Below are 25,807 nucleotides of genomic sequence, written 5' to 3'. Positions count from 1 at the left end.
GGGGCCATAGCTCAGCTGGGAGAGCGCCTGCCTTGCACGCAGGAGGTCAACGGTTCGATCCCGTTTGGCTCCACCATTTACTGCTTCTGCGTTAGAGTTTAGAAATGAACATTCCATCCTGGTGATGGTGAATGTTGATTTCTAGTCTTTGATTAGATCGTTCTTTAAAAATTTGGGTATGTGATAGAAATATAGACTGGATGGCACTTTCACTGGTGTTCATTCAGGCTAAGGTAAAATGTGTGAGTTCTCTTAATCGAGAACAAGCAAATTTTCGGCGAATGTCGTCTTCATAGTATAACCAGATTGCTTGGGGTTATATGGTCAAGTGAAGAAGCGCATACGGTGGATGCCTTGGCAGTCAGAGGCGATGAAAGACGTGGTAGCCTGCGAAAAGCTTCGGGGAGTCGGCAAACAGACTGTGATCCGGAGATGTCTGAATGGGGGAACCCAGCTGTCATAAGACAGTTATCTTATGCTGAATACATAGGCATAAGAGGCGAACCAGGGGAACTGAAACATCTAAGTACCCTGAGGAAAAGAAATCAACCGAGATTCCCTTAGTAGTGGCGAGCGAACGGGGACCAGCCCTTAAGTTGTATTGAGATTAGCGGAACGCTCTGGAAAGTGCGGCCATAGTGGGTGATAGCCCTGTACGCGAAAATCTCTTTGCAATGAAATCGAGTAGGACGGGGCACGAGAAACCTTGTCTGAATATGGGGGGACCATCCTCCAAGGCTAAATACTACTGACTGACCGATAGTGAACTAGTACCGTGAGGGAAAGGCGAAAAGAACCCCGGAGAGGGGAGTGAAATAGATCCTGAAACCGTATGCGTACAAGCAGTGGGAGCCCACTTTGTTGGGTGACTGCGTACCTTTTGTATAATGGGTCAGCGACTTATTTTCAGTGGCGAGCTTAACCGAATAGGGGAGGCGTAGCGAAAGCGAGTCTTAATAGGGCGTCTAGTCGCTGGGAATAGACCCGAAACCGGGCGATCTATCCATGGGCAGGTTGAAGGTTGGGTAACACTAACTGGAGGACCGAACCGACTACCGTTGAAAAGTTAGCGGATGACCTGTGGATCGGAGTGAAAGGCTAATCAAGCTCGGAGATAGCTGGTTCTCCTCGAAAGCTATTTAGGTAGCGCCTCATGTATCACTGTAGGGGGTAGAGCACTGTTTCGGCTAGGGGGTCATCCCGACTTACCAACCCGATGCAAACTCCGAATACCTACAAGTGCCGAGCATGGGAGACACACGGCGGGTGCTAACGTCCGTCGTGAAAAGGGAAACAACCCAGACCGTCAGCTAAGGTCCCAAAGTCATGGTTAAGTGGGAAACGATGTGGGAAGGCTTAGACAGCTAGGAGGTTGGCTTAGAAGCAGCCACCCTTTAAAGAAAGCGTAATAGCTCACTAGTCGAGTCGGCCTGCGCGGAAGATGTAACGGGGCTCAAACCATGCACCGAAGCTACGGGTATCACTTAGGTGATGCGGTAGAGGAGCGTTCTGTAAGCCTGTGAAGGTGAGTTGAGAAGCTTGCTGGAGGTATCAGAAGTGCGAATGCTGACATGAGTAACGACAATGGGTGTGAAAAACACCCACGCCGAAAGACCAAGGTTTCCTGCGCAACGTTAATCGACGCAGGGTTAGTCGGTCCCTAAGGCGAGGCTGAAAAGCGTAGTCGATGGAAAACAGGTTAATATTCCTGTACTTCTGGTTATTGCGATGGAGGGACGGAGAAGGCTAGGCCAGCTTGGCGTTGGTTGTCCAAGTTTAAGGTGGTAGGCTGGACTCTTAGGTAAATCCGGGGGTCTAAGGCCGAGAGCTGATGACGAGTTGCCATTAGGCGACGAAGTGGTTGATGCCATGCTTCCAAGAAAAGCTTCTAAGCTTCAGGTAACCAGGAACCGTACCCCAAACCGACACAGGTGGTTGGGTAGAGAATACCAAGGCGCTTGAGAGAACTCGGGTGAAGGAACTAGGCAAAATGGCACCGTAACTTCGGGAGAAGGTGCGCCGGTGAGGGTGAAGCATTTACTGCGTAAGCCCATGCCGGTCGAAGATACCAGGCCGCTGCGACTGTTTATTAAAAACACAGCACTCTGCAAACACGAAAGTGGACGTATAGGGTGTGACGCCTGCCCGGTGCCGGAAGGTTAATTGATGGGGTTAGCTAACGCGAAGCTCTTGATCGAAGCCCCGGTAAACGGCGGCCGTAACTATAACGGTCCTAAGGTAGCGAAATTCCTTGTCGGGTAAGTTCCGACCTGCACGAATGGCGTAACGATGGCGGCGCTGTCTCCACCCGAGACTCAGTGAAATTGAAATCGCTGTGAAGATGCAGTGTATCCGCGGCTAGACGGAAAGACCCCGTGAACCTTTACTATAGCTTTGCACTGGACTTTGAATTTGCTTGTGTAGGATAGGTGGGAGGCTTTGAAGTGTGGACGCCAGTCTGCATGGAGCCAACCTTGAAATACCACCCTGGCAACTTTGAGGTTCTAACTCAGGTCCGTTATCCGGATCGAGGACAGTGTATGGTGGGTAGTTTGACTGGGGCGGTCTCCTCCTAAAGAGTAACGGAGGAGTACGAAGGTGCGCTCAGACCGGTCGGAAATCGGTCGTAGAGTATAAAGGCAAAAGCGCGCTTGACTGCGAGACAGACACGTCGAGCAGGTACGAAAGTAGGTCTTAGTGATCCGGTGGTTCTGTATGGAAGGGCCATCGCTCAACGGATAAAAGGTACTCCGGGGATAACAGGCTGATACCGCCCAAGAGTTCATATCGACGGCGGTGTTTGGCACCTCGATGTCGGCTCATCACATCCTGGGGCTGAAGCCGGTCCCAAGGGTATGGCTGTTCGCCATTTAAAGTGGTACGCGAGCTGGGTTTAGAACGTCGTGAGACAGTTCGGTCCCTATCTGCCGTGGACGTTTGAGATTTGAGAGGGGCTGCTCCTAGTACGAGAGGACCGGAGTGGACGAACCTCTGGTGTTCCGGTTGTCACGCCAGTGGCATTGCCGGGTAGCTATGTTCGGAATAGATAACCGCTGAAAGCATCTAAGCGGGAAACTAGCCTCAAGATGAGATCTCACTGGGACCTTGAGTCCCCTGAAGGGCCGTCGAAGACTACGACGTTGATAGGTGGGGTGTGTAAGTGCTGTGAGGCATTGAGCTAACCCATACTAATTGCCCGTGAGGCTTGACCATATAACACCCAAGCAATTTGCTTAGAGACAAGCAAATGCAGGTGTGAAGACGCAAACGACGAAAATTTGCAGCACACAGATTGCTATCACATACCCGATTTGCTGAAACGTTGAAAGACGTGTCAGTACCCGAATTTCTTGACGACCATAGAGCATTGGAACCACCTGATCCCATCCCGAACTCAGCAGTGAAACGATGCATCGCCGATGGTAGTGTGGGGTTTCCCCATGTGAGAGTAGGTCATCGTCAAGATTAAATTCCGAAACCCCTGTTTGCTAACGCGAACAGGGGTTTTGTTTTTGTGCGCGGAAAACCCTGAAATACCAAATCCCTGAAGGAGCTGCCGAAGGCTGCGAGATGTCGGCACCTGCAACACCTCAATACCTGACACTCCGCCATCGCAGCCTTCGGCAGCTCCTACAAAGGACGATGTTCAGCGTTACAAGCACGACATATCCCCCGCCACAAGCTGTACCAAATATGCACGGCTATTTTCTGAGCCGACCATTAGAATAGCCGGCTATCTTTTCGGCCAGAGTCCCCCTGTGATGCCCGATCAAGTCGACTCCAGCAGCCCAACTCAAGTATCACTGGACAGGCTGCCACTCGACGATCTGGTGGCTTGTCATGAGTGCGACTTGCTGATGCGCAAGCCGGTGTTGTCCCGTGGCGAAAAAGCCCTGTGCGTGCGCTGCGGTTACGAGCTGTATGCCCATCGACACAATGTCGTGCAGCGTAGCCTCGCTTTGGTGGTCGCCGCGTTGCTGCTCTACGTGCCCGCAAATTTTTTGCCGATCATGCACCTCAATATCCTCGGCCAAAGTGCTGAAGATACGGTCTGGAGCGGTGTTGTCGGCTTGTTTGACACCGGCATGCAAGGTGTCGCCGTCGTGGTGTTTCTGTGCAGCATGGGTATCCCGTTACTCAAACTGCTGTGCCAACTGATCGTACTGCTGAGCATCCAATGGAACGTTGGCCGTAGCTACGGTCTGTTGCTGTACCGCATTTATCACCACCTTCGCGACTGGGGCATGCTTGAGGTTTACCTCATGGGCGTACTGGTGGCGTTGGTCAAGTTGGCGGATCTGGCGTCACTGAGCCTCGGCCTGGGGATTGTCTGTTTTATTGGCTTGTTATTGCTTCAGATCTGGCTGGAAGTGGCAATGTCGCCCCATCAAATATGGCAGGCGCTTTCTGGGGAGGATGTGCATGCGGGCGATTGATGCAGGGATTTTTATTTGCGCGGAATGCCATGAACTGAACAAGGTTGATCCTGACCTGGAGAGTCCGACCTGCTCGCGTTGCGGTGCCCAGGTGCACGCCCGCAGCCCCAATAGCATGGCGCGCACCTGGGCGCTGTTGGTCACTGCCGCCATTCTGTATATCCCCGCCAATGTGCTGCCGATCATGACGGTCAGTTCATTGGGGCAGGGTGATCCTTCGACCATCATGTCAGGTGTCATTCAATTGATTCAGCACGGCATGTTGCCGATTGCCGCCGTGGTGTTCGTGGCCAGTATCCTGGTGCCCACTTTCAAGCTGGTCGGTCTCGGCCTGCTGCTGTTCTCGGTGCAACGTCGGCAGCCGCTGTCGGCACGGCAACGCATGGTCATGTACCGCTTTATCGAATTCATCGGTCGTTGGTCAATGCTAGACATTTTCGTGATCGCCATTCTGGTGGCGGTGGTGAATTTTGGTCGGCTGGCCAGCGTCGAAGCCAATCTTGGCGCAGTCGCTTTTGCCAGCGTGGTGATTTTGACGATGCTCGCTGCAGTAACTTTTGATCCCCGACTTATTTGGGATAACACGGAGTCGGATGACGACCATGAGTGATTTGCCTACCGCTAGAACCCGCCCTGCGTCGAACTGGTCAGCGATCTGGGTCTTGCCCCTGATCGCCTTGATCATCGGCGGCTGGCTCGGCTGGCGCGCCTACAACGAGGCAGGTATCGAGATTCAGGTTCGTTTCGAGAGCGGCGCCGGCATTCAGGCCAACAAGACCGAAGTGGTCTACAAAGGCATGCCGATCGGCAAGGTAAAAGCCTTGGCGCTGGATGACGAAGGCACTACGCGCGGCGTCATCGCGACCATCGAAATGAACAAGGACTTTGAACCGTCCCTGCGCACCAACACCCGCTTCTGGCTGGTCAAGCCCAGCGTGACACTGGCCGGCATCACTGGTCTGGAAACCCTGGTCTCGGGCAACTATATCGCCGCCAGCCCTGGCGAAGGCGAGTCGGAGCGTAAGTTCAAGGCGCTGTCGGAAGCGCCGCCGCTCTCGGATAAATTGCCCGGCTTGCACCTGACCCTCAAGGCTAATCGGCTGGGCTCGTTGAACCGGGGCAGTCCGGTGTTCTACAAGCAGATTCAGGTCGGGCAGGTGAAGAGTTACGTGCTCTCGGAAGATCAGAGCAAGGTTGAGATCAAGATTTTCATCGAGCCCACGTATGCCAGCCTGGTGCGTAAACACACACGATTCTGGAACGCCAGTGGCATCAGCATCGACGCCAACCTGTCCGGGGTGAAGGTGCGCAGTGAATCGCTGTCGAGCATTGTTGCCGGCGGTATTGCCTTCGCCACACCGGAGTATCGCAAGGACAGCCCGCCCACCGACCCGAGCCTGCCGTTCCGTCTCTATGAAGACTTCGACGCCGCCCAGGCCGGGATTCGGGTAGTGCTCAAACTCAATGACTTCGAAGGCTTGCAAGCCGGGCGTACCCCGGTGATGTACAAAGGCTTCCAGGTCGGGACCATGAAGACCCTGAAGGTTGACCCGGACCTTGCCAGCGCCACGGTGGAACTGGCGCTTGATCCACTGGCAGAAGATTATCTGGTGGAGGGCACGCAGTTCTGGGTGGTCAAACCGTCGATCTCTCTGGCGGGAATTACCGGATTGGAAGCGCTGGTCAAAGGTAACTACATTGCCATACGCCCTGGTGACAAAGGTTCGACACCAAGACGCGATTTCATCGCCAGAGCCAAGGCGCCGCCATTGGACCTGCGTTCGCCAGGCCTGCACATGGTGTTGTTCACCGACACCCTCGGCTCGCTGGATGTCGGCAGTCCGGTGCTCTACAAACAAGTGAAAGTCGGTTCGGTGCAGAGCTACCAATTCTCCCGCGACCAGAAGCAGGTGATTCTCGGCGTCCACATCGAGAAGGAATACGAAAGCCTGGTCAATGGCTCGACACGCTTCTGGAATGCCAGTGGCATTACGCTGACTGGCGGCCTCTCGGGGATTCAGGTCAAAAGCGAATCACTGCAGAGTCTGATGGCGGGCGGCATTTCCTTCGACACGCCACGGGCCAAGGTGCCCTTGAAGAAACACATCCCGCGTTTCCGTCTGTTTGCCAACCGTGAACTGGCGGTTCAGGACGGTACGCAGATCACCATTAAAGTCGACCGAGCAGACGGCCTGCGTCCCGGCACACCCATACGTTTCAAAGGATTGGACGTCGGCAAGATCGAGGACGTGGACCTGACCGATGACCTTCAGGCGGTAAAGCTGACGGCACGTATCACCGAAGTCCCGGATAAAATCGCCCGCGCCGGTTCGACGTTCTGGGTGGTCAAGCCGGAGCTAGGCCTGATCAAAACCGCGAACCTCGAAACCCTGGTCACCGGGCAATACCTGGAAGTGCTGCCGTCAAACAAGGGCACCACTGCGCAGACGAGCTTCGTCGCACTGAAACAACCGCCCAATGCGGCTGCCCGCGATGAGGGTTTGAGTCTGGTATTGAGCGCCGCGCGCCGGGGTTCGATCAAGGCAGGCGTCCCGGTGACTTACCGTGAAGTGAAAGTGGGTCAGGTGATGGGCACTGAACTGGGCGACACGGCGGATCGGGTGTTGATCCGTATCCTGATCGAACCGCGTTACGCCGCCTTGGTGCGCGGTGGCAGCCGTTTCTGGAACAGCAGTGGCTTTGGTGTCGATTTCAGTCTGTTGAAAGGCGCGACGGTGCGTACCGAATCGCTGGAGACACTGGTGGACGGCGGCATTGCCTTCGCGACACCAGAAGGCGAAAAGATGGGGAATCAGGCGCGAGCGGAGCAGACCTTCCCGCTGTTCGACAAGGCGGAAGATGACTGGCTGCAATGGGCGCCTAAAATCCAGCTGGGGAAATAAACATTGTAGGAGCGGGCTTGTCGGATCGCTGCACCGCCGCGATGGCGGTGTGTCTGGCACACCGCATCAAGCCAATCGCGGGCAAGCCCGCTCCTACAGGTTTTGTGTTATCAGGCCAACTCGGCCTCTGCCTCCAGATCATCCGCAACCACTTTCACTTCATCGCGGCGGCGGATGTATTTCCAGTCCGCCTCATCGATGTAGATCCCGTTCGGTCCGCTGCCACCTTCCAGGTCGATGGCCACATGCGCCGAAACCTGGGGTTTAACGCTGGCCAGAATCGGCACGAAACCTAACTGCAAGCTGGTTTCCAGCAAGGCCGCCTGGTTTTTCTCGTCGATGTCAGCCGCTTCGTCGAGGTAGTACGGCAGGCGAATACGCCCGGCTTGATCGCGATCCATCAAGTGCAGCAACAAGTACATGTTGGTCAACGCCTTGATGGTCATGGTCGTGCCGTTGGACGCCGCGCCGTCGATGTCGGTGTGGATGATCGGCTGGCCGTTGACCTTGGTGATCTCGAACGCCAGTTCGAACAAATCCTTCAGACCCAACTGGTTGTGGTTGGCCGCAACCAACCGTGCCAGATACTCCTTGGCCTCTTCGTTCTTGTTGTCTTGCTCGGCACTCTGGCTCAGGTCGAACACCGACAGCGTTTCGCCTTCTTCGTACTGACCGGCGCTGTGGATGATCTGATCGATATGCTTCAGCGCTTCCTTGTTCGGTGCCAGCACAATACGGAAGCTTTCCAGGTTGGAGACCTGACGCTTGTTGATCTCGCGGTTGAACAACGCCAGTTGATGCTCAAGGCTGTCGTAGTCGCTGCGGATGTTGCGTAGGGTGCGGGCGATGTCGGTGACCGCTGCCCGGCGTGCCTTGCCCAAGGTCAGGGCTTCGTCCTGACGGTGCGCGTACGCGTTGATCAGCAGGTGCAAGCGACGTTCGACATCGTCTTCGCTGTCGAACTTGGCCACGCCCTTGAGGCGAACCTGCGCGTACAACGCTTCAATCTGGCCATCGCTGCGTTGCAGGCCCTGCCAGCTGTCCTGATAGTCGTTGAGCAACGGCAGCAGGTTTTCCAGCGAGTCATCCACCGGCTCCATGAACGGGGTACCAAATGGCAAGTCAGCGGGCAACAACTGACGACGACGTAGGGCGTCATCCAGCGTGCGTTGTTTGGCTTCCATGTCGCCGATCTGCCGACCGACCAATTGCAGCTTGGCCGACAACTGCTGGACGCGTTCGGTGAAGGCATCGCTGGAGCGCTTGAGTTCGTCCTGCGCGCCTTCCATCTGCGCCAGTTGTTCGAGCTTTTCCGGCTCTTCGGCGCTTAAGGTCTGGCTGCGACGGAAATCTTCCAGAGCCTTCTGGGCATCCAATACCTGCTGATACAAAGCCTCGGTCTGGATCTTGCTCGCAGCGCGGTCAGCGGCCACGGCCTGCTGGGTTTTCAGCTGCTTGAGTTCTTTTTCCAGACGCTCTTTCTGATCACGCAACGCCGCACGGTCGGCCAAGGCTTGCAGCGCCGGTGGCTCGATGTGCGACAGGTTGATGGTCAGGCCCGGGACTTCGAAACGTTCGCCTTTGAAACCATCAAGGATGGCCTCCAGCGACTTGACCCAGGCGTCGCCGTCATCCAGCGCAATGCCTTGCTCGCCGAGGGGCAGGCTGAACAGGGCGCTGTTAAACAGACGCATCAGACGCTCGACGTCCGGCTGCGAGAATTCTTCACGCAGCCGCGCATAGCTGTTGTTGTCGGCGTGATCGAGTTGTTGCTTGACCGACTTCAGGCGTTTTTCCAGATCGCGGAGACGTTCATCCAGATCCTCGGCACTGAACTGCCGAGACTGGGCCAATGCCCCCGCCAGTTCATCGTGGGCGTCCTTGGCCGACAGCAGTTGCTGCTCCAGCACCTTGACGTCATCCACCAGCGCGAAGCGATTCTTCAGCACCGCCAATTCGCCGATCCAGCGCTGAATGCCGCTGATTTCACGTTCCAGGCGCATCAGTTCCTGAGTGCCGCCGCGCTGATCGTTTTGCAGCGAATCCTGTTCGTTGCGGTAATGCTCGGACTGAATCACCAGCTCTTCTTTGCGTGCGCTGGAGTAGTCCTGCCAGGTGCCCAGCAGCGAATCCAGCAACGGCGACAGGCGATGCAGTTTGCCGCGCAGCACTTCGCGTTGCTTGACTCCGGCCGCCAGCGCCTCGACCAACGGGCCGGCGAGAACCAGCGCGTTATAGTCCTGCTCCATGCGACGCACATCGCGGAAGGCTTCTTCGCACGCGGCGATGTAATCGACACTGCCGGAGCGCAGGCTGTGTTCGAAGGCATCGAGGAACAATTGCTTGAGCTTGGCCGCAGTGATTTCGCGCATGTGCAGCAGGTTGATGAACAGCGCGCGAAAAGTCTTCAGACTCTGTTCACTGGTGGAACGCAGCGGAATCAGGGTCAGGTCCAATGGGATCGACGTGTGACCGCCCACCAGCAGTCGGCGCAGTTCGTCGGGCTTCAATTCGTAGGCTTTGAGGCCCAGGCTATCGAGGTTGTTGAACAACTCTTTCTGCCGCAGACAGGTGTCGTTCTTCTGGTAATGCGCCAGGTCCAGCTTGCCGGCGTAGGCGAAGAACTGGTGACCGAAGCCACCGCCAGGACCGCGTCCGACCACACCAATCACATGCGGGCCGTGGGGCAGGGCGACTTCCACCAAAATGTAACTGGTGTCGGAGGCGAAGTAGAAACGCCGCGATTGTTCGAGGCTGTACTTGCCGAAACTCATGTCTGACATTCGCGCCAGAATCGGGAATTGCAGGGCGTTGATCGAGGCGCTCTTGCCGAGGTTGTTTGCGCCGTACACCGACAATGGGTGTTCCAGCGGGAACAGACCGAGGCTGTAACCCGCGGTGTTCAGCAGCGCGAAGCGGCGGATGCCATAGCGTTCCTGGCTCATGCGTCCATCTCCTGTTGCTCGGCGGCAATGGCACGCACCAATGCTTGCTCTTCGGTTTCTTCCTCTGAATCGGCGAATTCGGCGAGGTCCAGTGGGTCATCGGTTTCCAGCAGTTTTTCGTCGCTGTCGTCGTCGATCAACACCGGCGTCGGTAACGGCAGAACGCTGTGCAGGCTGGCCGCCAGATCGCGGTCTTGCTGGACAGAGAGGCAGACATCGAGGAAGCGGTGCATCGGCGGCAGGAAACGGTAGATGCCGTTTTCTTCGCTGGCGAAACCGAGCTGAGTCATGCGACGCATGATCTTTTCTTCCAGCTCTTCCTGGGTCTGCACTTCGGCCTGCAAGAACAGGTCGCGATATTTTTCCAGCAGCGACGGCAGTTCGTCGCGGCCCAGACTGCCACCATCGAGAACGGCAATCGGGTCACGGCCCTGATCGGCCAGGTGCTCGACGATGATGAAGGTGAACAGCGCCAGGCGCTGCGCAGTCTTGTTCACCTGCGCGGCGGCCAGGTCCGGCACGAAGTAATAGAAACCACGGGTATCGCACACCAGCTCAAAGCCCAGCGCTTTGAACAATGCGCGGTACTGATCCTGGAAGTTCGACAGTTGCGCGTACAGTTCCGGGTCGCGGCGGCTGACGTGATAACCCTTGAACAGCTCGCGGAAGATCGGCGCCAGTTGGGACAGTTCGGATAGATCAAGATGCATGAGGGGTACTCGCAGAAGTCTCCAGGGACTCATCTCGGCTGGAGAGCAGGGCGAAGGAGCGCAGGCTGACCTGGTGCTCCTGAGTGAAATAGTCGCGACGTTCGAGGCGCTCGCGAGCAAAACGCTTGTCTCGCGACAGGCGCGAGAACCAGTAGAGCAATTCGTCGGTGGCGCCGTTGGGTTCCTGCTCCAGCAACCAGACCATCAGATCCGGCATCGGCAGGGCGTCTTCGCAGCGCTCCAGCATCTCCTTGACGGTACGCGGCGCCTGGGGTGGCGCGCCCTTGCGGGTGACGTTGGCCTTGGGGAATTTCGCTGGCTTGGGTTCGAAACGGGCCAGTGCGTAAACATAGGCTTCGACCTGGCTGGCACTGCCGAGAAAGGTGCTTTGCGGCCGGGTAAACATTGGCATCGCGGCTTGCGGCACGGCATCGATGCCTTTACGACGGATGGCCGACAAGGCCAGTGCAGCACCACGGGTTACGGCGTTATGCCGGCGGGCTTCTTCACGCAACGGCAGCAGCAGTTCGCGGGCATGGCGCAGGGTCAGTTGCGCACTGGTCTGCATTTCCAGAATGCGCGCGTGGGTGCGCAGCAGCATGTCGTCGTCGACCAAATGGCCCAAACGCTGTTGCTCGGTGAGCAGGCGCAGCAAGACGTTTTCGACCTTGCGCACACCCTGCTCGAACGCGCCGTCGGCGTTGACCAGTTGAATCATCGGCTCGATGTATTCGTCCCAGGTGGCCAATACCTCGGCATAGCGCTGACGCAACGGAATCTGTCGGTCGCTGGTCTTGGCGCGGTCGGCGACGGCGATCAGTGCCTGCTCATCGTTGGCCAATTTCTTCAGGACGTCGCGCACGCGCATGTCCAGCAAACGCAGTTGGCGCGCGAGGTCGTTGGCGTCGCGGATGTCGAACGCGTCCTGGATATAACCGGCCAGACGCTCCAGATGGCGCAGATAGGCTTCGATTTCCAGGCACAGGCCCAGACGGTGTTCGCGGCGCAGGTAGGACAGGAAGTCGTGAATCTGTGCGTTCAATTCGAAACGGTTCGGGCTTTTGGCCACCGGAACCAGAATATCCAGACGAATCCACACGTCCAACAGGTTGGTAATGTCCTGGGGCGTGCTGTCCAGTTGCTGGGCGGCCAATTGCAGGCGCAACTCGCTCAGGCTCAATGTGCCCTGGTCGAAGTGCTCGCACAGTGGCTCAAGTAACGCCCAGTGCTCGGCAAGGGCGCGCAAGACGCGCTTAGGTTCGATCATTTAAAGGCCGGCTGTTGGCAAATAAAAGCGGAGATTGTACTGCATCAGCCGTTCAAAATTTCACCTTACAGACTGAGTGGACGATCAACTGCGGCGGGAATGGTCGAAGGGCGGTAGAATCAGCTTCTTTTACTTATCCACAGATGGCCGACCTTTGCTGAACGAGTCCCGCCGCCGCGCTTATCTGACCTCCATGCAGGTGGTCAGTTGGCTGCCTCGCACCGAACTGCCTTTCGCCGCGCCTTCGCGCCCGGAATTGCTCGCGCCTTTGCCAGCGGTCGACATCAGCGTGGTAGCGCCTGTCGCAACGGTGGCTGCGCCGGTCGTCGACGCGCCGGCAGTACGACCAACGGCCGAGCGGCCGAAAGTCGAGGTGCCGCGCCCGTCGCTGGCCAGCACCCGCACCAACGCCGTACCCGAAGAAGTCTCCGCACCCCCACCCGTCAAGGTTGCCGCAGTGCCGCCTCCGCGCTTCGCCTTGCAACTGCTACGCGCCGGGCGGTGCCTGTTGCTGGTGGAGTTACCCACAGGCGAGTCGTTTCAGAGCCGCGACCCTGCCTATATATTGCTCAAAGACATGCTGCGCGCCGCCGGTCTGCCAGACGCCCCGCAAATCATCGGCGAGCCCGTGCGTTGGCCATTGCTGGTGCGCGGCCAGCTTGATCAAGGCCCGGAAGCAGCGCGCGACTTCGTCCAGGGCTTTGTCCTGGCCCGGCTGGAAGACGAACCCTGCGCTTGCCTGTGGCTGATCGGTCTGCCGTCCGTGCGTTTTGCCGGTGAAGCCGACGCCGAATCGTTCAACCGCGAATTGCAGATAGAAGGTCTGGGTTCGGCTTGGGCGTTGCCGGGTCTGGAGTTGTTGATGGACGAGCCTCAGCGCAAGGGCGATGTATGGCAGGCCATGCGTCGGCTGATGACGCGCTGGAAGACACTCGATGAATGAAGCCTCTAAAAAGAATGCACTGATGACCGATTCTGTAACCTTCCGCCGGATGACCGAGGCGGATCTGGACGCTGTACTGAAGATCGAATACGCGGCGTTCAGCCACCCCTGGACCCGTGGCATTTTCCTCGACGGCCTCAAGTCCTATGAAATCTGGCTGATGTTCGAAGGCGCGCAGCAAGTCGGGCACGGCGTGATCAACGTGATCATCGACGAAGCGCACCTGCTGAACATAACCGTCAAGCCGGAAAGCCAGGGCCGAGGGTTGGGCTTGCGGTTGCTGGAACAATTGATGAAGCGCGCCTACGAAATGAACGGCCGTGAATGCTTCCTCGAATTGCGTGCGAGTAATCAGTCGGCCTACCGACTGTATGAACGCTTCGGATTCAACGAAATCGGCCGTCGTCGTGATTATTACCCAGCCGCAGGCGGGCGCGAAGATGCGCTGGTCATGGCCTGCACCCTGTTCGAGTAAGCCTTACTCAGGTTTACCATCCAGAGGGTCAAGGCGTCCGAGTTCGGCTTCATCCAGTCCGTCGCCACCACCAATGTCATTTTCATCGACGATACTCAGGTCCCAATCGGCCGGGTAGTCGTCACCGGCCTCTTCGGCAGAGCGAGCACCGTCTTCATCGATCATGGTTTCCGGACTCAAGTCGTCGTCGGTGGAGTGGTGATCCGAGGTGGTGGCACCGGTCATGCCGGCTTCGCGGACACGTTTTTCCGGGATGGCATGAGCGAGTTGGTCTTCCGGGATCAGGTCGCCGATCCGGCCGGAGGGCTGATCGTCATCGAAATCCAGTTCGCGCACCGAACCCATGCGGTCTTCGTTGTCGTCAATGGGTTCAGGCTGTGGAGCACTGTAAGGGCGACGTGATTCAGTCATGGCAAATCCTCGTTTTTGGGGCCGTATTAACCGTGGACCGGCCATAATCACGAAGATTCCGTTCTTTACTCGTCCAACTAGTGGCACATCGGCGTGACCCAGAGCGTCGGGCACCAGTCAAAGCTGGGCATCATCTTCGAGGCATAAAAGCATGAACCAACTACAAGATCTGATTGATAACAACGAGCGCTGGGCCGATGCGATCAAGCAGAAAGACCCTGATTTCTTCGCCAAGCTGGCTCGTCAGCAAACGCCGGAATACCTGTGGATCGGTTGTTCGGATGCGCGCGTGCCGGCGAACGAGATCGTCGGCATGTTGCCAGGTGATCTGTTCGTCCACCGCAATGTGGCTAACGTGGTGCTGCATACCGACCTCAACTGCCTGTCAGTGATCCAGTACGCCGTCGATGTGCTCAAGGTCAAACACATCCTGGTCACCGGCCACTATGGCTGTGGAGGCGTTCGTGCAGCGATGCAGGATCGCCAGCTGGGCCTGATTGATGGCTGGCTGCGTTCGATTCGCGACCTGTATTACGAAAATCGCGCACCGTTGGCTGCGTTGCCGACCGAGGAAGAACGGGTCGATCGCCTGTGCGAACTGAACGTGATTCAGCAGGTGACCAACGTCGGTCATACCAGCATCGTGCAGAACGCCTGGCATCGTGGGCAAAGCCTGTCGATTCACGGCTGCATCTACGGGATCAAGGATGGCCGCTGGAAAAGCCTGAACGCCACCATCAGCGGTTTCGAACAGCTGCCGCCGCAATACCGCCTGCGCCCGCTGGGTGAGTGAACGGCAAGGCGACTCAGTCCTTGAGTAGCCTTGTGCTGCTGCCAGGCGTTACAGCGATGGTTGGGGCAGCGCCGGGCTGATCGGCGCTGTCAGCTGATTCAATACGCTGGAGACGTCGGCCGTGCTGCATTTGGCCTTGGCGTCTTCAGGCTTCAGGTTGCGCACCGAGGTGTAGAACAGCTCGCAGGTCTGCACCTTGTTCGTCACTTGCCAGTTTTGCGTGCACTGAGTCAGGGTGGCCTGAGGATCGACGCCGGGCACCTTGCCCATTCCGGCCTGCCAACACGCGGCGCTCAAATCCTGGCCCATGACTGTCAGACCGACCGCATCGGCCTTCGCCTGATCACCGTCGTAGTTGTCCTTGTTCGCCGCCTGCCAGATATAACTCGGGTGGTTAGCCGCCAGCACCGGCACTTTCTGACCCGCACTCGGGCTGATGCTGCCCAGGCCCAATACCGCCAGATCAGCGCCATACTGCTGTTTGATCCACGCGCGCACCGGCGCGCCAAACGCCACCATCGGCAGCGATGAGCCTTTGCCGCTCAGGGTGAGCTGTTTCACCATGGTGGTCTGGTAGTCGTTGAAGTAGCCGTACACACCTTCCAGATCCTTGCCGGCAGATGCAGGCGCGGCAATCGGTGCGATGTCGATGATGGTTTGATAACCCGGTGTCTGCTCAGCGGCGACGCCGTTCACCGTCAATAGCGTGGCCCAACGATCGGTGGTGGCCGAGCGCAGGTAATCCTGATATTGGGTCAGCGAGTTATCCGGCGGAAAGTGCAGCAGCTCGACGCTTTTGCGGTTTTCCAGGGCCATGCCCAACGGCAGGAACAGGTACCAGCTGTATTGCCATTTACCGTCAGCGTTGAGCTTGCTGGCATCGTTGTAGGCCAAATCCCCGGCGTCGAGTAGGTTGTGGAGTGGTTTGGCGTAGTCATCGGGAACGCCGCTGATCATCGCGTAAACATCGTGGCCTTCGCGCTGCACGCGGACCTTGGCGGCGCTGTAACCGTCGCGCTGCACGCTCTGGGTCAGGTAATGCGCGACGGTTTGTTCCAGTGTCCAGTTGCGGAAGCAGATGACGCTGCAGTTGTTGGGGTACGCGAACAGATGCGTCACGCGTTCCTGGCTGCCCAGTTTGATCTGGACATCGGCGTGCGCGGCGGCGCTCAGCGTCAGGGCGGCGAGGGCGGTGGTAAAGACGGCGAGTTTTGACATTACCTTTCCTTGTCTGCGTTATCGACCCGAAGGGCCGTTTGTTGGCGCAGACACTCAAACAGGAGTTGGAGGATTAGGAAAGGCTCAACAGAAGCTTTTTGATATCGTTTTTTCACTTTGCGAAGTGGCTGTCAGAGACCCCCTCGCGCTAGGTGTCATTCCGAATTGCACACGGTCGGATGCCAGAAATGACTGCCGTTTTTCTTCGCCTGGTACATCGCTGCGTCGGCGTGCTTGAGCAGTTGTTTTTCCTCGGTGCCGTGTTCGGGATACAGCGCAATACCGATGCTCATCCGCGCACTCAGGTCGTAACCGTCGAGGACCAACGGTCGGTCGAGTTCCTGATGGATTTTCGCCGCCACCAGCATTGCGTCATCGACCCGCTGGATATTTTCCAGCAGCACCAGAAACTCGTCGCCACCGATCCGCGCCACCGTATCGACTTCTCGTACGCAGTGCTTCAGGCGTTTGGCCACCTCTTGCAACAACAGGTCGCCGACGGCATGACCCAAGGTGTCGTTGACCTGTTTGAATTTATCCATATCCAGGTAAAGCAGGGCGAATTGCCCTTGTTCGCGCCGCGCCCTGGCCAGTGCAGTCTGCAGCCGGTCATGGAACAGCCCGCGATTGGGCAGGTGCGTCAGCTGATCGTATTGCGCCATGTATTGCAGGCGCGCCTGCAGTTGCTTGCGCTCGATGGCGGCGGCAACCTGCGTCGAAACGAACTGCAACAACTCCAGATCCTTCTCGCTGTCGCGGCAAGACGTCGCGCGGCCCCTGACTACCAGCACGCCGATGGTTCCACGATGAGAATGCAACGGCACGCCGAGCCAGTATTGCGAATCGGTTTCGACCAGCGCACGTATCGCTTCGGGAAGTATGTGTACGGTTTCCGGTGTCAGGCGCAACGGTTGACCGCGCCGAATCACTTCGGCGCTCAGTGAGCCGGCAACCGCGCGCGGGGAGGTGTGCTCCAACTCGTCGACATGGTAGGCAAAATCCAGTTGATCGTGCTTTTCGTCGTACAGCACCACGGAAAAATTCATGGCTGGCAGCAATTCGCCAATGATCTGGTGGATGCGCTGGAACAGCGCGAGCAAATCTTCGGCCGCGTGGGCCGCCTCGGAAATTGAGTACAACGCGGTCTGCAGTGACTCGGCCTGTTTGCGCTCGGTGATATCGCGAGCAACACCGATCCTGAGTTGATCGGCCTCCGACCAGCGTGCCGACCACATGACATGCACAATTTGCCCGTCTTTGCGCACGTAACGGTTTTCGAAATGCGGCAGTGGCTCGCCGGATGAGACTTTGTCGGCGGCCGCCATGGTTCGGGCGCGGTCCTCGGGTAACACCATGTCGACGACATAGAGACCAACCATCTCCTCGGGGGTGTAGCCGAAGATCCGTTCACAGGCTGCGCTGACAAAAACGAAGCGTCCTTGTTTGTCGGCCACGCAAACCGCATCAAGCATTAGGTCGACGACGTTGTTCAACGGTACGCAGGTTTTTTCCATGAAGGGACTGACTGCCTTGAAGAATTAATGGGCAACGCCCGATATCCGTTGAGTCAGGTAGCAGTCAATAGTAGCTAATGCACAGCATGCTCTTCAATGTGTGAAATTGGATCCATTTTTAAAGACAGAGAGTTAACCGTTCATGGTGAGGATCGATTACCAGGTTGATGAGTTAAGTGACTGAAACAAAAGGGCAAATCCAAACGGTGTCATTCATCGGATAGTTCGTTTTTTTATAAAAAAATCAGGGATGGACGTTGTGGTTATTTAACGGCGAAGGCGGGCTTATCAAGTGAGCGACTGTTCAATATTTTTCATTCGATGGGCTATGATCGCCGGCAAATTTTTTCCTTTATGTCTGGAGCAGACTCATTCATGGCAGCCTCTCACCGCCGTCCGGTTCCATTGTCCAGGGCCTACCGTCTGCTCAACCACGGGCCCACCGTCCTGGTCAGCGCCGCCCATGGCGAGCAGCGCAACATCATGGCCGCGGCTTGGGCCATGCCCTTGGACTTCGAACCGCCCAAAGTTGCCGTGGTGCTGGATAAGTCGACCTGGACTCGTCAGCTGCTGGAGGCGACCGGTACCTTTGTGCTCAACGTTCCTTGCGTCGCGCAGGCCGATATCGTGCAGGCCGTGGGTTCTACCTCTGGACTTGAGCTGAGTCAGGGCCAAGGGCAAGACAAGTTTGCCACCTATGGCCTGGAAACCTTCGTCGGCGAAGTGGTCGATGCACCATTGCTGGAGGGCTGCGTGGCCTGGCTGGAATGTCGGTTATTGCCTGAACCGCATACCCAGCAGACGTACGATTTGTTTTTGGCGGAAGTGGTGTCGGCGCAGGCAGATGAGCGGGTGTTCTCGGACGGACGCTGGCATTTCGAGGGGCATGATGAATTGCGAACGCTGCACCATGTGGCCGGAGGGAATTTCCTGACCATCGGTGATCCGGTTGCCGGGAAGCCGTTGGACGCCTGATGTTATGGGACGTCTCTGAAGGAGCTCGCTAGTTAGCGAGAGGGTTTGCCTGACACACCGCTCTCGCTAACAAGTTCGCTCCTACACCAAACCACGCCCCGTCAGGCGCTCAAGCACTCGCAGCGGAGCCTGGGCAGGGTGACGCAGGAATTCGACCGGCAGCAGGAAGGTCTGCTCCAGGACAAACTGGCCACTCATGGCCGCGTGCGACACCTGGTCAGTGAACACCATCCAGGTGGTGTTGGCGGGAAACAACTGCTCGTGCTGATCCACTTCGGCCTGATATTTCAAGTCGGCTTTCATGCTGTCGTGCAGGCGTAGCATGTAGTGGTCGTACGCGCTGCGCGGGCATTTGGTGATGCCTAACGCATTGAGCACCGCGCTCGATCCCCACATGGGTTTCGGCACCGACGCCAGGTAGCGCTTGGCAACGCTCTCGAACGGTTCACCCAGGCGCCAGACGCGCGGCTGGTCGTTCGGATTGATGTTGCTGAAGACCCGCAGGATTCGCTTGCCCAGGGTCGGCGAAGACGGGAAGTTATCCACATGCAGGCGCGTATCGTCTTTACGCCACGACGTCGGGCGACCGGCAATTTCCACTGGGCGGAAGCTGGCGCGTGCCTGCTGCAAACCGTGTTCGTAAGGGCTAAGCAGGTTGTTGGCCAGGGTTCTGGTCGCCGTGGCGAAGCGCATCATCATGGCTTGCAACTGTTGCTGCTCGGCTTCGCTGCCTTTGCTGCCTTTGAAGCTGCCGTTGGACGGCGACAGGCTGACATTCTTGATGCCTTGCATGACGTCCGATTCAAGCAGCGGGCGCTCGTCGTCACGGACGACAAACGGCAGTTGCGGCAGCAAAACGACGTTGCCGGACTCCAGCGCATCGATGGCCAGTGTCTGTTGCTCACTGCTGATGGGCTGGTCCCACGACGTGATCGGTAGACTGACAATTTCAGTCATGTACTTGTCTCCGGTGTAACGCTTGTGCGCGCACAGTTACTAGGACTGGCTATGTAGTGAGTGTGCCGAAAATGTTGTCATCAGCGCTGGGCAAGGATGTAAGTGATTATGTCTCAAGCCACATAGCCTACAAATTAGTGCTGCAAAGGGCAATTGATTTGGCTCAAGGCCGGCGCTGTCTGGCAGCCAGACAGCCTGTAGTGAGGGAACTAGTCACGCGCCACGGTGACTGTTTTTCTATCGTTTAAAACTCTGGTTGGGCGTCGATCATGTATCCTGTGCCGCCCTGTAGTGCGCATTGATGCGACGCATGGCGGGTCTGTAGAGTGAAGGAATGTTGAGGAGTGCGCGCCAATGCACAGTAATGGGCTGATCAGGGACTTGCTGCATCTTAGTCTGTATCTGACAACGATCGTGATCTGGATGCATCTCTGGTTGATGTGTGTATTCAATGCCAATGGCTCTTTGAAGCGATTCTTCGGTAAGCACGCTATGTTGATTTGCGCGTTGGGTGTACCGGGGTTGGCCGCGATTCTGTTTGGCGGTGCGTTCGGTATTTTCGGCCGTGAGGGCATGCCCGGCAGCGCGGTCGTTTTCGGCCTGGTTTTTCCGTTGATCCTGCTGCAATTGCTGCGTCGACAGTCTTCACAGCTGATCTGATCTTCCGCAGAGCACACCGCACATGGTGCACTCGAGCGGGCTGGGACATAATTGGCTCCTTTGCCTGTCCCGGTAACCTCAAATGAAGCAGATCACCCCCGCAGACCTCAATGCTCTTGCCGCTCAGGCTCAGCAATCGCCACGCCTGCGCGCCAATCGCAACTTGCATGTTGAACTGGCGGACCCGATCCAGCGCCTGGCCATCGCCATGGAGCCAGGCACTTATGTGCGCCCCCACCGCCACCCCCACACTTGGGAATTGCTCTACCCGTTGAGCGGTCGTTTCCTCGTGCTCAATTTCGACGACTCCGGCCAAGTGATTCAGCGCACCGTGCTCGGTGAAGACTGCGCGGTGCTGGAAACTCCTGCCGGTTGCTGGCATGCCGTGCTGTCGCTGGACGTGGGCGGGGTGATCTTTGAAGTGAAACACGGCCCGTACATGCCGATCGCGGAAGAAGATTTTGCGCCTTGGTCCGACGCCGAAGGCCACTCGTCAGTGGCGACGCTGATGGCGTGGTACGCCACGGCGCAAATCGGCCAGCGTTTCTCCGACGTTTAAGGCAAGACCGGCGCAGACAAGACAGCCCGTCCCCAAAGCGGTGCGGGCGTCTTTTCCAGCTGATCCACGTCAGTGACGACGCCCGGTGGTTCAGGTATTCTGCCCGGCTTCGGCACCCCGCCATCGGGGTTGCATGTCGGAGCAAGCGCATGACCGATAGCCCCGCCCCTGTTCCGGTTGAAGCCGCCAGTTCGTCGGCCAGACTGCGTGAACACATCAATTACAGCATCGCTGTTCTGGACCTCAAGGGCCGAGGTCTGGCGCTGGTCGGCGGGCTGATTTTCCTCGCATGGATCGCCTCGGGCATCTACAAGGTGCAACCGGACGAACAAGGCGTAGTACTGCGCTTTGGCCGCTGGGCCGACACGACCGACTCCGGCCTGCATTACCACCTGCCTTATCCTGTTGAAAACGTGCTGCTGCCCAAGGTGACCCAGGTCAACCAGTTACAACTGGGCACTGCCAGTTCAACGCCTGTGTCCGGCAACAGTGGCTCCCGCGACAAACAAATGCTGACCGGTGATGAAAACATCGTCGAGGCCGATTGCACGGTGTTCTGGCGCATCAAAGACGCCGGGCAATACCTGTTCAAAATCAGCGATCCCGAGCGCTCGGTAAAAATGGCTGCCGAAAGTGCCTTGCGCGAAGTCATCGGCCGCACGCCGATTCAGGCGGCCATGTCTGACAAGCGCGCGCAGATCGCCGACGAGACCCGCGATTTGCTGCAACAATTGTTGGACCGTGATCAGGCGGGGATTCTGGTGACTCAGGTGCAGTTGCAGCGGGTCGATCCGCCGCCGCAAGTGATCGATGCCTTTAACGACGTGCAACGTGCTCGGGCCGATCAGGAGCGTGCACGCAACGAGGCAGAAGCCTACGCCAACGACGTCATTCCCCGCGCCCGTGGCGACGCGGCACGTATCGCCCAGGATGCAGAAGCCTACAAGGCCCAGGTCGGTAATCTGGCCGAGGGCGAGGCCAAACGCTTCCTGTCGGTCTATAACAGCTACGTGCAAGCCAAGGACGTCACCACCTGGCGCCTGTACATGGAAAGCATGGATGAAGTGCTGAAAAAGGCCTCCAAAGTCATCATCGATTCCTCTGGCAAGGGGATGTCCGGCGTTGTGCCGTACATGCCGCTGTCCGATTCGGGCAAGACCGTGCAGAAGGATGGCAAACCATGAGCCCGACCTTGAAGTGGCTGGCGGCCGGGCTTGGACTGGCCGCACTCTGGACCCTGGCGGCGTCGGTGTACGTGGTCGACGAAACCCAGCAAGCGTTGATCATTCGATTCGGCGCGCCAATGGGCGTGGCGGGGGCGCCGGGGCTGAAGTTCAAGGTGCCGTTCAGTGACTCGCTGGTGTTCTACGACAGCCGTTTGCAGATGCTGACCTCGCCGGCCGAGCAAATCATCCTCGGCGACCAGAAGCGGATCGAAGTCGAAACCTACACCCGTTTCCGCATCAGCGACCCGCTGCGCTTCTACCAGACGGTGGGCACGCTGGATCAGGCCAACGCGCAATTGACGCAGATGGTCAGTTCATCGTTGCGCCGCGAGTTGGGCCAGGTGGCGCTGCGCTCGTTGCTGTCGGACGAGCGTCGCACTGAAGTCGCGATCATCCAGAAAGACGTCGCGGAGAAAGCCCTCGGGCTGGGCGTAGAGGTGACCGAAGTGCGTTTGCACCGTGCCGATTTGCCGTTCGAGGCTAGCCAGGCGATTTACGACCGGATGAAATCCGAGCGCCAGCGTGAAGCCAAAGAGTTGCGAGCACAGGGTTTCGAGTGGGCGCAGCAGATTCAGGGCAAGGCCGATCGCGATCGCACGGTGCTGCTGTCCGAAGTCCAACGGCAGTCGGCAATTACCCATGGCGAAGCGGACGCCGAGGCCAACCAGATTCTTTCGGCGGCGTTCAGCAAGGATCCGGAGTTCTACAAGTTGTATCGCTCGCTGCAAACCTATCGGCAAGCGCTGGCCGAGAGCCAGCCGACGCTGGTGCTGACCCCGGATGCCGAGTTTCTCAAGCAATTTCGCACCGGTCCCGCTACGACCGCCCCCAGCAAATAAGGCGCGAGCACCACGATGTTTGACGGTTTACTGCACGCGATCAGTATGATTTTCCAGATATCACTGCTGGATCTGGTGCTGTCCGGGGATAACGCTTTGGTTATCGCCCTGGCCTGTCGCGGGCTGCCAGCGGAGCAGGTGAAGAAAGCGGTGATGATCGGGACCAGCGCGGCCATTGTGTTGCGCGTGCTGCTGACCACCCTGGCCGGTTGGCTGTTGCTGGTGCCGTACCTCAAGCTGGTAGGCGCCGGGCTGTTGATTTTTATCGCCATCAAGCTGCTGATCGACGAGGGGGCCGACGAAGACAGCGGCCCTGCCGAGAATATTTCGACCACCTTGTCGGGCGCTGTGGCCACTGTGCTGATTGCCGATCTGGTGATGAGCATGGACAACGTGGTCGGGTTGGCGGCTGTGGCCCAGGGCAGCATTTTCTATCTGGCGCTGGGGTTATTGCTGAGTGTGCCGCTGCTGATGTTTGGCAGCCTGCAAATCACCCGCTTGCTGCAACGTTTCCCGCTGTTGGTGCTACTGGGTGGCGCACTGCTGGGCTACGTGGCAGGCGATATCGCGATGACCGATCCGGTGTTGACGCACTGGATCAACACTCAGTCGCCAGCGCTTAACTTGGTGGTGCCGTTGCTGTGCGCAGTATTTGTCGTATTGCAGGCGAGGATTATTCGTCAGCGTCGTCCGCTGGTGCCGAAGCCTGCGCCACGGCTGCGAAAAATCACACTCGCGGAGGAGGCGATTCCCTCGCGCAGCGAAGTCCTGGTACTTGAGCAACCTGCGGTGGTTTTGCTGCTCGATACGCCAAAAGTGACGGTCGTTGTCGGCGATGAAATCCCGCTCGCAACTGATGCCAAAACGCCCACGCGCCCGCGCATATTCCTGAGCGGCCCGGTTCGGGTATTGCTCGGCCTTGGCGGCATTTCTATAGCGGCGTGGTTGTTATTCAGTGTCATCGGCAGTCTGGCAGGTGGCTTGTTGCCCAAACCGATGTCGGACAGCGCCTACGTGTGTCCGGGCTCGATTGCCACGGTCTACTACCGTCCAGGCGGCAGCACCGTTCGCATCGCGACGGGCAATGGCGAGGCGTCTGGCTACGTTAGCCTGCAAAAGATTCTGTGGGAAAATCCGGCAGCCGCAGTGCGTGATTTACGCCTCACGCCACCGAACGAAATCGAAAAAACCAGCAACAACGTGGTCACCCTCAGCGGCGGCAGCTTCTCGCAAATCCAATGCGTGCGCAGTCACTGACCTTCGCGCAACTTCAAAGCAACGCTGACCGCGTCGTCGACGCTGAGTGCCCCCCAGGTTTCCAGCGGCAAGCCGGCAATGGCAGCTCGAATCAACACCTGTTGCACCGGTGGCTTCAGGCGCGCGAACAGCAGGTGTTTGTGTTCGCCGATCATCGCGGTGCAAAAATCCTGCAACGCCTCCACGCTGGAGCCGTCCAGATCCGGCGACTCTTCAAGGCTGATGATGACCGTGTGCACGTGGTCGCCCGCCGCGCTGATGCACGTGCGCACTTGTGCCAGTACGCGTTCGGCGTTGGCGAAGAACAGCGCGGTGTCGGGGCGCAAAATCAGCAGGCCGGGGATCGCTTGCGCTTCAGGGTGCAAGGTTGTGCTGACGTAATCGTGGCCATGATCAAGCTGGGCCAGCACCGTTACGGCTGAGTCCGACAAACGTCTTAACATCATCACCAGACTGAAGGCAATCGCCGCCAGCAGCCCGTCCAGTACGCCGAAGACCAGGACTGCCAGCACCGAGGCGATCACGACCAGCCGATCACGGTGCAGAGTGAAGTAGGGCGCGAACACTGCGGGACGTAAGGTGTGTCCGACGGCGTAGGTGACAATCGCAGCCAGAATCGGCTCCGGCGTCAGCGCAATGCTGGGCAACAAGGTCAACACCACCACCAGCAAGGTCAGCGCCGCCGCCCAGCCCGCCAGCTTGGTGGTCGCCCCCGCGGCTTCGTTGGCGGCGGTGGCGGAATAACCCGCGCCCACCGGCATGCCGTGGAACAGTCCGGACAGCAGATTGGCGGCACCCAAGGCCAGCAAGTCGCGATTGGGGGAGACGCTGTCGCCATGCTTCATCGCGAAACTGCGAATCGAGCTGTAGGACTCAGCATACAAAATCAGCACCATGGCCACGCTCAGTTCGCCGATGCGCAACCATTGCGAGTAAGTCAGAGAGGGCAGTGTCGGTGCGGTCAGTTGCAAATCAATCGAACCCACCAGATCAATGCCGTACTGCGGCAAGTTCAGCCATTGGCCCGCAACAATACCGAGGATGATCACCAGCAATCCGCCCGGCAGATGCGGCACTCGCGCAAACAGCAGCAACAGCGCCCAGGCGCTCACGGCCAGCGCCACGGCCGGCCAGTTCCAGTGGCCGATCTGACTGCCCAGTTCCAGCAGAAAGCGTAAAAGATCACTGTGTTGCGGGTTCACACCGACCACGCTGGCCACCTGCTTCAACACAATCACGATGGCCAGGCCAAAGGCAAAACCGCGCAACACCGGCTTGGCGATAAACGCCGAGATACTGCCGACGCGCGCCAGTGCCGCTGCGGTAAACAGCAGGCCGGTGACCATCACCAATGCCACCGCGATCATCAAGCGCAGCCCGGTATCCGCGCCGGCCATTGTTGCCGAGGCCGCCGCCAGCACGGCGGCCGAGGACGAGGTGGCCGAAACAATGGCAAAGCGGCTGGTGCCCATCAGGCCGTAACACAGCAACCCGGCGAACAGCGCAATTACCCCGGCCTGCGGCGGCAGGTTGGCGATGCTCGAATACGCCACCGCTTCTGGCAGCAACAAACCGGCCAGCGACAACCCGGCAATAATATCGGGCCATGCGAGGTGCTTGAGCTTTGAGGTATTGTCCGATTCTGACTGCGGTTGTGGTTCGGGCATCGAGATTGCCTTGCTGAAGAGGAGAGGAGCGATGTCCTGAAATGTTCGAAAT

20 protein-coding genes, 1 tRNA gene and 2 rRNA genes are annotated in these 25,807 nt (G+C 58.1%); 15 read left to right on the top strand and 8 right to left on the bottom strand.

Annotated elements, in window-relative coordinates; all coding sequences use genetic code 11:
• The 6 genes from ACF0H7_RS26805 to ACF0H7_RS26780 all read left to right on the top strand — a co-directional run bounded on the left by ACF0H7_RS26805 (window position 1) and on the right by ACF0H7_RS26780 (window position 7,339).
• A tRNA-Ala gene (locus tag ACF0H7_RS26805) sits at window positions 1–76 on the top strand.
• Window positions 77–322: 246 nt separating this feature from the next.
• Window positions 323–3,213 (top strand): 23S ribosomal RNA (locus tag ACF0H7_RS26800).
• A gap of 136 nt (window positions 3,214–3,349) precedes the next feature.
• A 5S ribosomal RNA gene (gene rrf / locus ACF0H7_RS26795) occupies window positions 3,350–3,465 on the top strand.
• 296 nt (window positions 3,466–3,761) lie between these two features.
• Window positions 3,762–4,436: a paraquat-inducible protein A gene (locus ACF0H7_RS26790; RefSeq protein WP_397449847.1), complete on the top strand. Its 675-nt coding sequence runs from the start codon at window positions 3,762–3,764 to the stop codon at window positions 4,434–4,436.
• Window positions 4,423–5,046, top strand: coding sequence for a paraquat-inducible protein A (locus ACF0H7_RS26785; protein WP_397449846.1), 624 nt, complete (start codon window positions 4,423–4,425; stop codon window positions 5,044–5,046). Before ACF0H7_RS26790 ends, ACF0H7_RS26785 begins: the two co-directional genes overlap by 14 nt.
• Window positions 5,039–7,339 carry an MlaD family protein gene (locus ACF0H7_RS26780; RefSeq protein ID WP_397449845.1) on the top strand — a complete coding sequence of 767 codons (2,301 nt, stop codon included), beginning with the start codon at window positions 5,039–5,041 and terminating at the stop codon, window positions 7,337–7,339. The genes ACF0H7_RS26785 and ACF0H7_RS26780 overlap by 8 nt, the downstream gene beginning before the upstream one ends.
• A gap of 110 nt (window positions 7,340–7,449) precedes the next feature.
• Here the strand turns inward: ACF0H7_RS26780 and mksF are convergent, their stop codons facing one another.
• From mksF to mksB, 3 genes are read right to left on the bottom strand one after another with little or no spacing between them, the layout of a single operon-like run.
• Entirely contained in the window at window positions 7,450–10,284 is a 2,835-nt protein-coding gene (mksF, locus tag ACF0H7_RS26775) for an Mks condensin complex protein MksF (RefSeq protein ID WP_397449844.1), read from the bottom strand.
• Window positions 10,281–10,994 carry an Mks condensin complex protein MksE gene (gene mksE / locus ACF0H7_RS26770; RefSeq protein ID WP_397449843.1) on the bottom strand — a complete coding sequence of 238 codons (714 nt, stop codon included), beginning with the start codon at window positions 10,992–10,994 and terminating at the stop codon, window positions 10,281–10,283. Before mksE ends, mksF begins: the two co-directional genes overlap by 4 nt.
• Window positions 10,984–12,261 (bottom strand): Mks condensin complex protein MksB, encoded by a 1,278-nt coding sequence (gene mksB / locus ACF0H7_RS26765; RefSeq protein WP_397449842.1) that lies wholly within the window; start codon window positions 12,259–12,261, stop codon window positions 10,984–10,986. Before mksB ends, mksE begins: the two co-directional genes overlap by 11 nt.
• 154 nt (window positions 12,262–12,415) lie before the next feature.
• Here mksB and ACF0H7_RS26760 point away from each other — a divergent pair, with 154 nt between their 5' ends.
• Window positions 12,416–13,204, top strand: coding sequence for an energy transducer TonB (locus ACF0H7_RS26760; RefSeq protein ID WP_397449841.1), 789 nt, complete (start codon window positions 12,416–12,418; stop codon window positions 13,202–13,204).
• Window positions 13,205–13,226: 22 nt separating this feature from the next.
• Window positions 13,227–13,679, top strand: coding sequence for a ribosomal protein S18-alanine N-acetyltransferase (gene rimI / locus ACF0H7_RS26755; RefSeq protein ID WP_397449840.1), 453 nt, complete (start codon window positions 13,227–13,229; stop codon window positions 13,677–13,679).
• Between the two features lie 3 nt (window positions 13,680–13,682).
• Here rimI and ACF0H7_RS26750 read toward each other — a convergent pair whose 3' ends face one another.
• Window positions 13,683–14,090 (bottom strand): serine kinase/phosphatase, encoded by a 408-nt coding sequence (locus ACF0H7_RS26750; RefSeq protein WP_397449839.1) that lies wholly within the window; start codon window positions 14,088–14,090, stop codon window positions 13,683–13,685.
• A gap of 151 nt (window positions 14,091–14,241) precedes the next feature.
• Here ACF0H7_RS26750 and can point away from each other — a divergent pair, with 151 nt between their 5' ends.
• The gene (can, locus tag ACF0H7_RS26745; protein ID WP_397449838.1) at window positions 14,242–14,883 is read left to right on the top strand and encodes a carbonate dehydratase; all 642 of its coding nucleotides are present in this window, start codon (window positions 14,242–14,244) and stop codon (window positions 14,881–14,883) included.
• Window positions 14,884–14,931: 48 nt separating this feature from the next.
• Here the strand turns inward: can and ACF0H7_RS26740 are convergent, their stop codons facing one another.
• Both ACF0H7_RS26740 and ACF0H7_RS26735 read right to left on the bottom strand, forming a co-directional pair.
• Window positions 14,932–16,101, bottom strand: a complete 1,170-nt coding sequence (locus ACF0H7_RS26740) for a hypothetical protein (RefSeq protein ID WP_397449837.1) — start codon at window positions 16,099–16,101, stop codon at window positions 14,932–14,934.
• Window positions 16,102–16,256: 155 nt separating this feature from the next.
• Window positions 16,257–17,615: a diguanylate cyclase domain-containing protein gene (locus tag ACF0H7_RS26735; protein WP_397449836.1), complete on the bottom strand. Its 1,359-nt coding sequence runs from the start codon at window positions 17,613–17,615 to the stop codon at window positions 16,257–16,259.
• A gap of 375 nt (window positions 17,616–17,990) precedes the next feature.
• Here ACF0H7_RS26735 and ACF0H7_RS26730 point away from each other — a divergent pair, with 375 nt between their 5' ends.
• Entirely contained in the window at window positions 17,991–18,590 is a 600-nt protein-coding gene (locus tag ACF0H7_RS26730; protein WP_397449835.1) for a flavin reductase family protein, read from the top strand.
• Between the two features lie 81 nt (window positions 18,591–18,671).
• Here ACF0H7_RS26730 and ACF0H7_RS26725 read toward each other — a convergent pair whose 3' ends face one another.
• Entirely contained in the window at window positions 18,672–19,547 is an 876-nt protein-coding gene (locus ACF0H7_RS26725; RefSeq protein WP_397449834.1) for a Kdo hydroxylase family protein, read from the bottom strand.
• A gap of 354 nt (window positions 19,548–19,901) precedes the next feature.
• Between ACF0H7_RS26725 and ACF0H7_RS26720 the strand changes: the two genes are divergently transcribed.
• The 5 genes from ACF0H7_RS26720 (at window position 19,902) to ACF0H7_RS26700 (ending at window position 24,088) form a co-directional block, all read left to right on the top strand.
• Window positions 19,902–20,207, top strand: a complete 306-nt coding sequence (locus tag ACF0H7_RS26720) for a hypothetical protein (protein WP_397449833.1) — start codon at window positions 19,902–19,904, stop codon at window positions 20,205–20,207.
• An 82-nt stretch (window positions 20,208–20,289) separates the two neighbouring features.
• Window positions 20,290–20,766, top strand: coding sequence for a WbuC family cupin fold metalloprotein (locus tag ACF0H7_RS26715; protein ID WP_397449832.1), 477 nt, complete (start codon window positions 20,290–20,292; stop codon window positions 20,764–20,766).
• Window positions 20,767–20,915: 149 nt separating this feature from the next.
• Window positions 20,916–21,950: an FtsH protease activity modulator HflK gene (gene hflK / locus ACF0H7_RS26710; RefSeq protein WP_397449831.1), complete on the top strand. Its 1,035-nt coding sequence runs from the start codon at window positions 20,916–20,918 to the stop codon at window positions 21,948–21,950.
• The gene (hflC, locus tag ACF0H7_RS26705) at window positions 21,947–22,831 is read left to right on the top strand and encodes a protease modulator HflC (protein WP_397449830.1); all 885 of its coding nucleotides are present in this window, start codon (window positions 21,947–21,949) and stop codon (window positions 22,829–22,831) included. Before hflK ends, hflC begins: the two co-directional genes overlap by 4 nt.
• A gap of 15 nt (window positions 22,832–22,846) precedes the next feature.
• Complete coding sequence (locus ACF0H7_RS26700) at window positions 22,847–24,088, top strand: TerC family protein (protein ID WP_397449829.1); 1,242 nt, start codon at window positions 22,847–22,849, stop codon at window positions 24,086–24,088.
• On the opposite strand, the gene ACF0H7_RS26695 is transcribed toward ACF0H7_RS26700, so the two are convergent.
• Entirely contained in the window at window positions 24,082–25,755 is a 1,674-nt protein-coding gene (locus ACF0H7_RS26695) for a SulP family inorganic anion transporter (RefSeq protein WP_397449828.1), read from the bottom strand. The genes ACF0H7_RS26700 and ACF0H7_RS26695 overlap by 7 nt on opposite strands.
• Window positions 25,756–25,807 lie beyond the last annotated feature (52 nt).

Source organism: Pseudomonas sp. NA-150, from assembly GCF_044336365.1.
In the GTDB taxonomy this organism is placed as follows: domain Bacteria; phylum Pseudomonadota; class Gammaproteobacteria; order Pseudomonadales; family Pseudomonadaceae; genus Aquipseudomonas.
Note: the sequence above shows the minus strand (reverse complement) of the source record. Positions and strands in the feature narration are given on the sequence as shown.

Excerpts from the sequence above, each read along its gene's own strand:
- ACF0H7_RS26715 (WP_397449832.1), top strand. The coding sequence starts at position 20,290 with ATGAAGCAGATCACCCCCGCAGACCTCAATGCTCTTGCCGCTCAGGCT.
- ACF0H7_RS26735 (WP_397449836.1), bottom strand. The coding sequence starts at position 17,615 with ATGGAAAAAACCTGCGTACCGTTGAACAACGTCGTCGACCTAATGCTT.
- ACF0H7_RS26750 (WP_397449839.1), bottom strand. The coding sequence starts at position 14,090 with ATGACTGAATCACGTCGCCCTTACAGTGCTCCACAGCCTGAACCCATT.
- ACF0H7_RS26695 (WP_397449828.1), bottom strand. The coding sequence starts at position 25,755 with ATGCCCGAACCACAACCGCAGTCAGAATCGGACAATACCTCAAAGCTC.
- hflC (WP_397449830.1), top strand. The coding sequence starts at position 21,947 with ATGAGCCCGACCTTGAAGTGGCTGGCGGCCGGGCTTGGACTGGCCGCA.
- ACF0H7_RS26790 (WP_397449847.1), top strand. The coding sequence starts at position 3,762 with ATGCCCGATCAAGTCGACTCCAGCAGCCCAACTCAAGTATCACTGGAC.
- ACF0H7_RS26725 (WP_397449834.1), bottom strand. The coding sequence starts at position 19,547 with ATGACTGAAATTGTCAGTCTACCGATCACGTCGTGGGACCAGCCCATC.
- rimI (WP_397449840.1), top strand. The coding sequence starts at position 13,227 with ATGACCGATTCTGTAACCTTCCGCCGGATGACCGAGGCGGATCTGGAC.
- ACF0H7_RS26740 (WP_397449837.1), bottom strand. The coding sequence starts at position 16,101 with ATGTCAAAACTCGCCGTCTTTACCACCGCCCTCGCCGCCCTGACGCTG.
- ACF0H7_RS26720 (WP_397449833.1), top strand. The coding sequence starts at position 19,902 with ATGCACAGTAATGGGCTGATCAGGGACTTGCTGCATCTTAGTCTGTAT.
- mksE (WP_397449843.1), bottom strand. The coding sequence starts at position 10,994 with ATGCATCTTGATCTATCCGAACTGTCCCAACTGGCGCCGATCTTCCGC.
- ACF0H7_RS26785 (WP_397449846.1), top strand. The coding sequence starts at position 4,423 with ATGCGGGCGATTGATGCAGGGATTTTTATTTGCGCGGAATGCCATGAA.
- hflK (WP_397449831.1), top strand. The coding sequence starts at position 20,916 with ATGACCGATAGCCCCGCCCCTGTTCCGGTTGAAGCCGCCAGTTCGTCG.
- mksB (WP_397449842.1), bottom strand. The coding sequence starts at position 12,261 with ATGATCGAACCTAAGCGCGTCTTGCGCGCCCTTGCCGAGCACTGGGCG.
- mksF (WP_397449844.1), bottom strand. The coding sequence starts at position 10,284 with ATGAGCCAGGAACGCTATGGCATCCGCCGCTTCGCGCTGCTGAACACC.
- can (WP_397449838.1), top strand. The coding sequence starts at position 14,242 with ATGAACCAACTACAAGATCTGATTGATAACAACGAGCGCTGGGCCGAT.
- ACF0H7_RS26780 (WP_397449845.1), top strand. The coding sequence starts at position 5,039 with ATGAGTGATTTGCCTACCGCTAGAACCCGCCCTGCGTCGAACTGGTCA.
- ACF0H7_RS26730 (WP_397449835.1), top strand. The coding sequence starts at position 17,991 with ATGGCAGCCTCTCACCGCCGTCCGGTTCCATTGTCCAGGGCCTACCGT.
- ACF0H7_RS26700 (WP_397449829.1), top strand. The coding sequence starts at position 22,847 with ATGTTTGACGGTTTACTGCACGCGATCAGTATGATTTTCCAGATATCA.